8 protein-coding genes are annotated in these 11,445 nt (G+C 70.6%); 4 read left to right on the forward strand and 4 right to left on the reverse strand.

Features of this window, described 5'->3' with window-relative positions:
- The first annotated feature begins 154 nt into the window (after positions 1–154).
- From AWB89_RS11400 to AWB89_RS11410, 3 genes are read left to right on the forward strand one after another with little or no spacing between them, the layout of a single operon-like run.
- Positions 155–1,294 (forward strand): metallophosphoesterase family protein, encoded by a 1,140-nt coding sequence (locus tag AWB89_RS11400; protein WP_085173647.1) that lies wholly within the window; start codon positions 155–157, stop codon positions 1,292–1,294.
- The gene (locus AWB89_RS11405) at positions 1,291–3,915 is read left to right on the forward strand and encodes an AAA family ATPase (protein ID WP_085173649.1); all 2,625 of its coding nucleotides are present in this window, start codon (positions 1,291–1,293) and stop codon (positions 3,913–3,915) included. The genes AWB89_RS11400 and AWB89_RS11405 overlap by 4 nt, the downstream gene beginning before the upstream one ends.
- Before the next feature lie 59 nt (positions 3,916–3,974).
- Positions 3,975–5,228: an alpha/beta hydrolase gene (locus tag AWB89_RS11410; protein ID WP_085173652.1), complete on the forward strand. Its 1,254-nt coding sequence runs from the start codon at positions 3,975–3,977 to the stop codon at positions 5,226–5,228.
- Here the strand turns inward: AWB89_RS11410 and AWB89_RS11415 are convergent.
- From AWB89_RS11415 to AWB89_RS11430, 4 genes are read right to left on the reverse strand one after another with little or no spacing between them, the layout of a single operon-like run.
- A complete protein-coding gene (locus tag AWB89_RS11415) occupies positions 5,215–6,954 on the reverse strand; it encodes an ABC transporter family substrate-binding protein (RefSeq protein WP_085173655.1) in 1,740 nt (579 codons plus the stop codon). The genes AWB89_RS11410 and AWB89_RS11415 overlap by 14 nt on opposite strands.
- Complete coding sequence (locus AWB89_RS11420; protein ID WP_085173657.1) at positions 6,947–8,782, reverse strand: dipeptide ABC transporter ATP-binding protein; 1,836 nt, start codon at positions 8,780–8,782, stop codon at positions 6,947–6,949. The genes AWB89_RS11415 and AWB89_RS11420 overlap by 8 nt, the downstream gene beginning before the upstream one ends.
- A complete protein-coding gene (locus AWB89_RS11425) occupies positions 8,779–9,699 on the reverse strand; it encodes an ABC transporter permease (RefSeq protein ID WP_085092830.1) in 921 nt (306 codons plus the stop codon). Before AWB89_RS11425 ends, AWB89_RS11420 begins: the two co-directional genes overlap by 4 nt.
- Positions 9,696–10,670, reverse strand: a complete 975-nt coding sequence (locus AWB89_RS11430; RefSeq protein WP_085092829.1) for an ABC transporter permease — start codon at positions 10,668–10,670, stop codon at positions 9,696–9,698. The genes AWB89_RS11425 and AWB89_RS11430 overlap by 4 nt, the downstream gene beginning before the upstream one ends.
- A 127-nt stretch (positions 10,671–10,797) precedes the next feature.
- Here AWB89_RS11430 and AWB89_RS11435 point away from each other — a divergent pair, with 127 nt between their 5' ends.
- Positions 10,798–11,289, forward strand: a complete 492-nt coding sequence (locus AWB89_RS11435) for a beta-class carbonic anhydrase (protein WP_085092827.1) — start codon at positions 10,798–10,800, stop codon at positions 11,287–11,289.
- Positions 11,290–11,445 lie beyond the last annotated feature (156 nt).

An 11,445-nucleotide genomic window follows, 5' to 3' on the forward strand; every position in this document is an offset into this window, starting at 1 on the left:
ACCGAAGCTACTCAGCCGAGCCCCTGTTTGCTTAACTTTCTTAAAGATTCCCGGCGCCACGAGACGTGCCGGGCGACGTCCCGCGTCTTGTCGGCACCCGAACCTAGACTTCCCGGTGCCCTGATACCCACGAATTCGAAAGGGGGCCGCCGGGATGCGTTTCCTGCACACCGCCGACTGGCAGCTGGGCATGACCCGGCACTTTCTCGCCGGCGACGCCCAGCCGCGGTATTCGGCCGCCCGCCGCGACGCGGTGGCCGGTCTCGGCGCGCTGGCGGCCGAGGTCGGCGCCGAGTTCGTCGTCGTCGCCGGGGACGTCTTCGAACACAATCAACTCGCCCCGCAGGTGATCGGCCAGTCCCTGGAAGCCATGCGCGCCATCGGGATTCCGGTCTACCTGCTGCCGGGCAACCATGACCCGCTCGACGCGTCGTCGGTGTACACCAGCGCCCTGTTCACCGCCGAACGGCCCGACAACGTCGTCGTGCTCGACCGGGCCGGGGTCCACGAAGTCGGGCCGGGGCTCGAGATCGTCGCGGCGCCATGGCGGTCCAAGGCGCCGACCACCGACCTGGTGGCCGATGTGCTCGACGGCCTCACCGCGGGCCCGGTCACCCGGATCCTCGTCGCCCACGGCGGCGTCGACGTCCTGGATCCCGACCGCGACAAGCCCTCACTGATCCGGCTCGCCACGCTCGAGGACGCACTCCACCGCGGCCTGGTGCACTATGTGGCCTTGGGAGACAAGCATTCTCGCACGCAGGTCGGCGAGAGCGGCCGGGTTTGGTACTCGGGCTCACCGGAGGTCACCAACTTCGACGACGTCGAATCGGACCCCGGTCACGTGCTCGTCGTCGACGTCGACGGCGGCAACGTCACCGTGCAATCCCGGCACGTCGGCCGCTGGCGGTTTGTCACGCTGCACCGCCAGGTCGACACGAGCCGCGACATCGCCGACCTCGACATGAACCTGGACCTAATGACCGACAAGGACCGGACCGTGGTGCGGTTGGCGCTGACCGGCTCGCTGACGGTCACCGACCGCGCGGCGCTGGACGCGTGCCTGGACCGGTACGCGCGCCTGTTCGCCCACCTGCGCACCTGGGACAGCCACACCGACCTGGCGGTCGTGCCCGCCGACGGCGAGTTCACCGACCTCGGCATCGGCGGGTTCGCCGCCGCGGCCGTCGACGAGCTGGTGGTCACCGCGCGGGAGGGCGACGCCGCGTCCGCCGCCGACGCACAGGCCGCGCTGGCGCTGCTGCTGCGGCTGGCCGATCGGGGGGCCGCGTGAAGCTGCACCGCCTCGCCCTGAGGAACTACCGGGGCATCGCGCACCGCGAGATCGAGTTTCCCGACCACGGTGTGGTGGTGGTCAGCGGCGCCAACGAGATCGGCAAGACGTCGATGATCGAGGCGCTCGATTTGCTCCTGGAATCGCGGGACCGCTCCACCAAGAAGGAAGTCAAGCAGGTCAAGCCCACCCACAGCGACGTGGGTTCCGAGGTCAGCGCCGAAATGAGTTGCGGACCTTATCGTTTCGTCTATCGCAAACGGTTCCACAAGAAATGCGAGACGGAGCTGACGGTGCTGGCGCCGCGGCGCGAACAGCTGACCGGCGACGAGGCCCACGAACGGGTCCGCGCGATGCTGGCCGAGACGGTGGACAACGACCTGTGGCACGCCCAGCGGGTGCTGCAGGCCACGTCGACGGCGGCGGTGGATCTGTCCGGATGCGACGCGCTGTCGCGCGCGCTCGACGTCGCGGCCTCGAGCTCCCAGGCCGCCGCCGCGCTGCAGGGCACCGAGCCGCTGCTGATCGAGCGCATCGACGCCGAGTACGGCCGCTACTTCACCCCCACGGGGCGCCCCACCGGCGAGTGGGCCGCCGCCATTGCGCGGCTGGCCGACGCCGAGGCCGCGGTGGCGCAATGCGTTGCGGCGGTTGCCGAGGTCGACGACCGGGTGCGCCGCCACGCCGAGCTGACCGAGCAGGTCGCCGAGCTGTCGCAGCAGCGGGCCGCCGTCGGCCCCCGGCTGCTCGCCGCGCAGGCCGCCGCGAAAAGGATCGCCGAGCTCACCAACCAGGCGCGCGAGGCCGGGCTGGTCGCCGAGGCGGCCGCCGCGACCGGTGCCGCGTCCGCCGCCGCGCACGACGGGCGCGCGCGCCTGCTCGCCGAAATCCAAAGCCGCACAGCAGCCGTCGCCGCCGCCGCGGCCGAGGCGCAACAGGCCGAAGAGGCGCATGCCGCCGCCAAAGCCGAAGCGCAAACCGCCGCCGCCGCGGCCGAGCAGGCCGCCCAGCTGCTGGCCGACCTGCAACGCCGCACCGAATCCGCCCGGCGCGCCGTCGATCAGCTGGCGGCCCGCGAGGAGGCCGACCGGTTGGCCGCCCGGTTGGCCCGGATCGCGGCCATCGAGCGCGACCGCGACCGGGTCTGCGCGGAGCTCTCCGCGGTGGCCATCACCGACGCGCTGCTGCGGCGCATCGAGGACGCCGCGGCCGCCGCCGACCGCATCGGCGGGCAGCTGGCGTTGACGTCCGCCGCGGTGGAGTTCACCGCCATCGCCGACGTCGAGCTCGCCGCCGGCGACCGACGGGTGTTGCTGCCCGCGGGCCAAAGCTGGTCGATCACGGCGACCGGCCCCACCACCGTCGAGGTCCCCGGCCTGCTGACGGCGCGGATCACTCCCGGCGCGACCACCCTCGACATTCAAGCCAAATACGCTGCGGCGCAAGCGGAGCTGGCCGCGGCGTTGACAGCCGGCGGCGTGACCGACCTGACTGCGGCGCGATCCGCCGACGCGCGCCGCCGCGAGCTGCAGGGCTGCCGCGACCAGCTGGACGCCACCGTGGCCGGGCTCTGCGGCGACGAACAGGTCGACCAACTGCGGTCCCGGCTGGCGCAGCTGCGCGCCGATCAACCCGCCGAATCCGACGCCGTGACGCCCGAAGCCGCTCGCGCGGAACTGGCGGCCGCCGACCCCGCCCGGCAGGCCGCGACCGCGGAGTGCGAGGCGCGCCGCCGGGTCGCGGCGGCCGCCGACGCCGCGCTCGCCGAGGCGGCAACGCGGGCAACGGTTTTGCGGAACGCGGCGGAGGCGCAGCGCACCGAGCTGGACGCGGCCGCCGACCGGCTCGCCCGCGAGCGGGCGACGGTCAGCGACGAGGACCTCGCGTCGGCGGCCGACACGGGGCGCGGGGCGGCCGAGGCCGCGCGGCGCCGGGTCGCCGAGCTGGCCGACGAGCTGGCGGCCGCGGCGCCCGACACGGTCGCGGCCGAATTGGCCGCCGCCACAGCGGAATCGAAGTCGCTGGACGACCGCTACGAAGACGCCGCGCGCGCGTTGCGCGAAATCGGCATCGAGCTCTCGGTATTCGGCACCGAGGGCCGCCAGGGCAAGCTGGACGCCGCGCAGACCGAACGCGAGCACGCTGCCGGCGAGCACGCCCGGGTCGGCAGCCGGGCCCGGGCCGCGCAGCTGCTGCGCTCGGTGATGACGCGCCACCGCGACACCACCCGGCAGCGCTACGTCGAGCCGTACCGCGCCGAACTGCAGCGCCTCGGCCGCCCGGTGTTCGGCCCCACCTTCGAGGTCGACGTCGACAGCGACCTGTGCATCCGCAGCCGCACGCTGGACGGGGTCACGGTGCCCTACGACTCGCTGTCGGGCGGGGCCAAGGAGCAGCTCGGCATCCTGGCGCGGCTGGCCGGCGCGGCGCTGGTCGCCAAGGAGGACAGCGTTCCGGTGGTGGTCGACGACGCCCTGGGCTTCACCGACCCCGATCGGCTGGCCCGGATGGGGCGGGTCTTCGACACGATGGGCGCCCACGGACAGGTGATCGTGCTGACGTGCAGCCCCGACCGGTACGACGGTGTCACCGGCGCCCACCGCATCCACCTCAACGTTTAGCGTTCGGCGCCCGACGGTACTTGTCTTTAGGGTGAGTGATCGATGGCGGGACACGGCGTATGACCATGAGCGCGAAACGGCGTCGGCAGCACGAAAAGCTGGCCGCGTTGCCCGGTGTGCGGCCGGTGCGCCGGCCGGTCTCGCCCGGTAGCTCCGAACAGTTCGACCTCTACTACGTGCGCAGCGGCCGCAAGTCCGCCCAGCCGCTGGTGATCATCCCGGGTGGCCCGGGGGTGGCGTCGGTCCAGATGTACAAGGGACTGCGGCGCCGGGCGGCCGCGGCCGGCCTGGACGTCATCATGATCGAGCATCGCGGCGTGGGATTGTCGCGTCACGACGACTCGGGCGCCGACCTGCCGCCGCGCGCGCTCACCGTGAACCAGGTCGTCGACGACGTCGCGGCGGTGCTCGACGACGCCCGCGTCGACTCCGCCGTCATCTATGGGACGTCGTACGGCACCTACATCGCGGCCGGGGTCGGCGTGCGCCATCCGGGCCGGGTCCAGGCGATGGTCCTGGATTCGCCGCTGCTGTCGAGGCACGACATCGTGATCGTGCGACGGGCGATCCGCCGGCTGCTGCTGCGCGGCGACAGCCCCGAAACCGCCCCGCTGGCCCCCAAAGTCCGCAAGCTCGTTGACGCCGGCGTGATGACGGCCGCGGCCACGCAGGTCGTCGCGACGATCTACGGCTATGGCGGCGCCACGCTGCTCGATCGCCAACTGGACCTGCTGCTGGAGAACCGGAAGCTGTTGTGGTGGGCGATATCCCAGTTCGCCACCCTGGGCAACCTGCCGTTCCGCTACGAGGAGGATTTGGTCAGCCGCATCGCGTTCCGCGAGCTCGACTACGCCGCCCACCCCGACGGCCTGCCGCTCGATCCTGCGGTGGCCGAACGTGAAACCCGCACCCAGAAAGTGTCTTTCGAGGACGAACCGTACGACCTGCCGGCCGAGATGCCGCATTTCACGTGGCCGACGGCGGTGCTCTCCGGCGGCCGGGATCTGATCACCCCGCCGCCGGTCGCCCAGCGGGTGGCGTCCCTGATCCCTCGCGCGGAGCTGTTGAAACTTCCCACCATGGCCCACAGCGCGCTGGACTTTCGCGAACCCGCGGCGCTGGCGGTCGCGCGCTCGGTGTGCCGGGGCGAATTCGAGGGCCTGGCCGCCCAGGCGCCCGCGCTGGATGCGCTGCCGCCCCGGCCCTCAATTCGCCTGCTGTGGAAGGCGATCGAGGTGGCCGCCATCGCCGAGGCCGCCCTGCCCGCCGTGCGGGTCCCGATGCTGTCGCGGTGGCGGCTCAGTTCCGCATGAAGCCGATCGCGGTGTAGTTCAGGTCGGCGAGGCCGACGGCGCCGAAGTTGGCCAGCGTGCTGCGCACCGCGACGTCGCCGGGGGACTGGGTCAGCGGCAGGCTGAACCCCTCGGCCCAGATGAGCTTGTCGAGGTCGTTGGCCAGCGCCCGCGCCTTGGCGGGATCGAGCTCTTCGAGCGTCCGCTCGATCGCGGCGTCGATCTCCGGGCTGCCGATCTTGCCGAAGTTGCTCGCCCCGTCGGACTGGTAGATCTGGGTCAGCGACGACAGCGGGAACGCGTCGCCCAGCCAACCGAATTGGGCGATGTCGAACGCTCCGACGTTGATGTAGTTGGTGAAAAAGCCGCTGCCGGACCTCGCGACCAGTTCCAGCTTGACCCCGATCTGGGCGAGGCTGTGCTGGGCGATCTGCGCGAACACCCGGCTGCCCTGCGCGTCGTAGAACAGGTCGCGGATGACGAGCTGACGGCCGTCCTTCTCCCGGAATTGGCCGTTGAGTTTCCAGCCCAGCTGGTCCAATTCCCGGCTCGCCGCGGCGGGGTCGTAGGGGACGATGAAGCTGTTGTCCTGGTAGCCCTCCTGCCCGGCGACGTAGATGTGGTTACCCAGCGCCACCGGGTTGTTGGTCAGCCCGTACTGGACGACCTTGGCGATGGTCTGCCGGTCGATGCCCTTGGACACGGCGACGCGCAGCGCCCTGTCCTCCAGGATCGCCCCGTGGGCTCCGTTGAAGGTGAAGTGCGACCAACTCGGTGCGGGCGCGCGGCGGATCGAAATGCCCTTGGTGCGTTGGGCGATCGTCAGCTGGTCCACGGTGCCGATGCCGGTCGCGTCGATCGTGTTGTTCTGCAGCGCCGGCAGCCGCGCCGCGTCGTCGAGCACCAGGTAGGTGATGCTGTCCAGGCGCGGCCGCGCACCCCACCATTTCGGGTTGCGGGTCAACGTGATTCGCTGCGTGGTGCGGTCCAGCGACGACACGACGAACGGGCCGGCCGACGGGCCGGGGCCGTCGAGCTGGCCCTTGTTGAACACCTCGGGCGTGGTGGTCATGCTGGCCGGCAGCAGCATGCCGTTGCCGGCGAACATGCCGCGCCACTCGGCGTACGGCTTCGCGAAGGTCATGACGGCCTGCCGGTCGTCCACCCCGCGGGTGACCGATGCGACGCGGTCCGCGCCGCCGGGCCCGGCGATCTCGAAGTTCTTGTCGGCGCCGGACAGGGCGTGGATCTGGCTCTCGATGTCGCGCCAGGTGACCGGCGTGCCGTCGGACCACACGGCCTTCGGGTTGATGGTGTAGGTGACCACCTGTGGGTTGGTCCCGGTGAGCTCGACGCTGGTGAAGTAGTCGGTGTCGACGGTCGTCGACCCGTCCGGCCCGATGACGAACGCGCGCGGCAGGGTCGCCTTCATCATCCCGGCCACCTCGGCCGAATTGCCGTCGATGCTCAGGATGTTGAAGTTCGGCGGAAAGTCGCTGAGCGCCAGCCGCAGGTTGCCGCCGTCCTGCAGCGCGGCGGGGTTTTGCGGATTGACGTCGCTGGTGGTGCCGATCGAGGCGTTGTTGCCGGTCGGGGCCGCCAGGTTGATGGCCGGCGAGCACCCGGTCAGCGCCAAACCGGCGATCACCGACAGGCTCAACACCCGTCGAGCCTGCGTCCAGAGCGTGGATTTGCCCCTAAACCACGCTCTGGGCTCAGTCTCGGTGCCGGACCGGGCGCTAGACATGTTTGCCCGGATCCGGTTGGGGCACCGCGCCCAGCAGCTGCCGCGTGTAGTCGTGCTGCGGATTGCGGAACAGCTCCTCGCTGTCGCCCTGCTCCACGATCGCGCCGGCATGCATCACCGCGACCTGATGGGCCAGGTGCTTGACCACGGAAAGGTCGTGGGAGACAAAAAGATACGACAGGCCGAACTGCTCCTGCAGGTCGAGCAGCAGGTTGATGATCCCGGCTTGGATCGACACGTCCAGCGCGGACACCGGTTCGTCGAGGGCCAGGATCTTGGGCTGCAGCGCCAGCGCCCGCGCGATGCCGATGCGCTGCTTCTGGCCGCCGGAAAACTCGGCGGGGTAGCGGGCCGCGTCGGCGCGGCGCAGGCCCACAATGTCGAGCAGCTCGGCGGCCCGCGCGAAGGTGGCGTTCTTGTCGAAGCCGTTGGCGCGCAACGGTTCGGCGAGCAGCTCGAAGACCGGCAGCCGCGGGTCCAGCGAGGCCACCGGGTCCTGGAACACGACCTGGATGTCGCGGCGCAGCGCGCGCCGGCTCGCCGGGGTCAACGAAGCCGCGTCATTGCCCAGCACCTCGATCGACCCGGCCTGCGGCGCAACCAGTTCCAGGATCTCGTGCAGCGTCGTCGATTTGCCCGAGCCGGATTCACCGACGATGCCCAGGGTGCGGCCCTGGCGCAGCTCGAAGCTGATGCCGTCGACGGCGCGGACCTCCCCGACGGTGCGGCGCAGCACCACGCCCTTGGTCAGCTTGTAGGTCTTGACTAGATCGCGGACCCGCACGACGACGGAGTCGCAAGGAGCCGCCCGCGCGCGGGCGGCGGTGTTGACCCCGTAGATGTCCGCGGCGCTGCGCTCGCCCACCTGGTCGGTGCGGATGCAGGCCGCCCGGTGGTCCACGCCCACCTCGATCAACTCCGGCTCCGCGGCGCGGCATTCGTCGATCACCAGCGGGCAGCGCGGCGCGAACGGGCAGCCCGGCTCGAGCCCGACCAGCGACGGCGGCGCGCCGGGGATGGGCACCAGCCGGGTGCCCTGGGCGGCGTCGAGCCGCGGCACCGACCCCAACAGCCCCACGGTGTACGGCATCTGGCGGCCGCGGTAAAGCTCGGTTACGCCGGCGAACTCGACGACCCGGCCGGCGTACATCACCAGCGCCCGGTCGGCGAACTCGGCGACCACACCGAGGTCGTGGGTGATGATGAGCACCCCGGCGCCGGTGACGTCGCGGGCGGTCTTGAGCACGTCCAGAATCTGCGCCTGCACCGTCACGTCCAGGGCGGTGGTCGGCTCGTCGCAGATGAGCAGGTCGGGGTCGTTGGCGATCGCGATCGCGATGACGACCCGCTGCCGTTCGCCGCCGGACAGCTCGTGGGGAAACGCGCGGGCGCGCCGCTCCGGCTGCGAGATGCCCACCAGCTCAAGCAGTTCCACCGCGCGCCGCCGGGCGCCCCTGCGGCCGACGTTCGGCTGGTGCACCTCGATCGCCTCGGCGATCTGGTCGCCGACGGTGTACACCGGTGTCAGCGCCGACATCGGGTCCTGGAACACCATGCCGACGGCCTTGCCGCGGAACCGCGACATCTCGTCGTCGCCGAGCCCCAGCAGTTCGGTGCCGTGCAACCGAACCGAACCGCGCACTCGCGCGTAGTCCGGCAGCAGCCCCACCACCGCCATGGCCGACACAGACTTGCCCGAGCCCGACTCGCCGACCATGGCCACCACCTCGCCGGGCTCGATGTGGTAGCTGATGCCGCGCACCGCGGTCACCGGTTGTCCGTCGGTCGGGAAGTCGACGGCCAGGTCGCTCACTTCCAGCAGGCTCATCGGGCGCCGCCCCGCCCCATCCCGCTGCCCGGGTCGAGCGCGTCGCGCAGCCCGTCGCCGGTCAGGTTGGCGCACACCAGGATCAGCACCAGGACGCCGGCCGGGAACAGGAACACCCACGGGAACGTGGTCGCGGACTGGGTGCCGTTGGCGATCAGCGTGCCCAGCGACACGTCGGGCGGCTGGATGCCGAAGCCGAGGAAGCTCAGGCCGGTTTCGGCCAGGATCGCCGAGGCGACGTTGAGCGCGGCGTCGATGATGAGGATCGACGCCACGTTGGGCACCACGTGGCCGACGATGATGCGGCGGCTGGAGACCCCCATATACCGTGCGGCGCGGATGAATTCGCGCTCGCGCAGGCTCATGGTCATGCCGCGGACCATGCGCGAGCTGATCATCCAGCCGAACGCGGCCAGCAGCAGCACCAGCAGCAGGACGCTCGACGACTTCTTCACCCGCGGGGTGAGGATCGCGATGAGGATGAAGCTGGGCACCACCAGCAGCAGGTCGACCACCCACATCAGCACCCGGTCGCGCCAGCCGCCGAAATAGCCGGCGATCGACCCGACGGTGGCGGCGATGCCGGTGGAGATGAACGCCACACAGACACCGATCAGCATCGACTTCTGCATGCCGCGCAGGATCTGCGCCAGCAGGTCCTGGCCCATCGCGTTGGTGCCCAGCCAATGCCGGCCGTTCGGCGGCTGCAGCAGCGCGTTGAAGTCGAGGTCGTCGTAGGAGTAGGGCAGCAGCGACGGCAGCGCGTAGCAACCGACGAACAGCAGCACCAGCAGCGTCAGCGACGCCACCGCCAGCCGGTTGCGGGCGAACCGGCGCAGCACCAGGGTGCGCCGCGAGGCGAACTGCACCTCCTCGGGAGCCGAAAGTCCTTGGGCCGCGGACACATCGGCGCTCATGACACTCGCACCCTCGGATCGAGCGCCGCGTAGAAGACGTCGGACAGCAGGCCGGCCAGCAGCACCACCGTGCCGGAGAACAGGGTGATCGCGGCGATGATGTTGGTGTCCTGCGTCGAGATGCCCTGCACCAGCCATTCGCCCATGCCGTGCCAGCCGAAGATCTTCTCGACGAACACCGCCCCGGTGACCAGCCCGGCCACCCCGTAGGCGAACAGCGTCGCCAGCGGTATCAGCGCGGTGCGCAGCCCGTGCTTGAGCAGCGCGCGACGGCGGGTGAGGCCCTTGGCGCGGGCGGTGCGAATGAAATCCTGGCCGAGGACGTCGAGCATCGCGTTGCGCTGGTAGCGGCTGTAGCCGGCGGCGGCCATCAGCGACAGCGTCAGCGTGGGCAGGATCAGGTGCCGCAGCCGGTCGAGCAACTCGTGCCAGCCGCCCGCCACGCCCGGTGACGTCTCCCCGGTGTAGTCGAAGAGGTGCACGCCGGCCGCCCAGTTCACCCGCAGCGCCCCCAGGATCAACAGGTTGGCGATGACGAACGACGGCGTGCTGAGCACCAGCAGCGCCAGCATGGTGACGAGGCGGTCACTGATCCGGTACTGGCGGATCGCCCCCCAGGCCCCCGCCACGATGCCGAGCACGGTGCCCACCACAGAGCCGACGACCAGCAGCCGCAGCGTCACCCCGACGCGGCGCCACAGCGTGGTGCCGACGGGCTGGCCGGTGATGGTGGTGCCGAAGTCGCCGCGGACCACGTGCGAGGCCCAATGCGCGTAGCGGATCGGGATCGGCTGGTCCAGGCCCAGCGCGTGGGCCTTGGCGTCGATGACCGCCTGCGGCGGGCGGGGGTTGCGCTGCAGCAGGCTGTCCAGCGGCGAGAACGCCAACGAGGTCAGGCAATAGGTCAGGAACGAGGCCAGCGCCAGCAGCACGATGTAGTTGAGCACTCGGCGCGCCAGAAACCGGATCATGCCCGCCCGTTCCGCATTGGGACAGGTTAACGAGCCCCGCGCGTCCTTGTGATCCGGCTGATTCTCATGAGTGAATTACGGGTGGTTCGTTGCTAGGTTCAGGCCGCGATATCCCGAGGAGGCGTGCGTGACCGTCACCGATGACTACCTGGCCAATAACGCTCAGTACGCGAGCGGGTTCACCGGCCCGCTGCCGATGCCGCCGAGCAAACACGTCGCGGTGGTGGCCTGCATGGACGCCCGGCTCGACGTCTACCGGCTGCTGGGGCTCAACGAGGGGGAGGCCCATGTCATCCGCAACGCCGGCGGCGTCGTCACCGACGACGTCATTCGCTCGCTGGCCATCAGCCAGCGGCTGCTGGGCACCCGGGAGATCATCCTGATCCACCATTCCGACTGCGGGATGCTGACCTTCACCGACGACGACTTCAAGCGCGCCATCCAGGACGAGACCGGGGTGAAACCGCCGTGGGCGGCCGAGGCGTTCCCCGACGTGGCCGAGGACGTCCGGCAGTCGCTGCGCCGCGTCGAGAACAGCCCGTTCGTGACCAAGCACGTCTCGCTGCGCGGCTTTGTCTTCGACGTCGCCACCGGCAAGCTGCAGGAGGTCACCTCCTAGCGCTCACCCTTTCGTCGAGCGTGAAACCATTGCGAGAAATCGGCCGGATTTTCGCGCTGGCTTCACGTTCGGCGACGCGCTAGCTGTACTCGGTCATCAGGTTGGTCGCAGTCGGCTGATCGGGGGTCGTCCTGCGAGTGCGCTGTGGCGTCGTCG

Origin of the sequence: Mycobacterium paraense (assembly GCF_002101815.1) — a bacterium.
GTDB classification, from domain to species: Bacteria; Actinomycetota; Actinomycetes; order Mycobacteriales; family Mycobacteriaceae; genus Mycobacterium; species Mycobacterium paraense.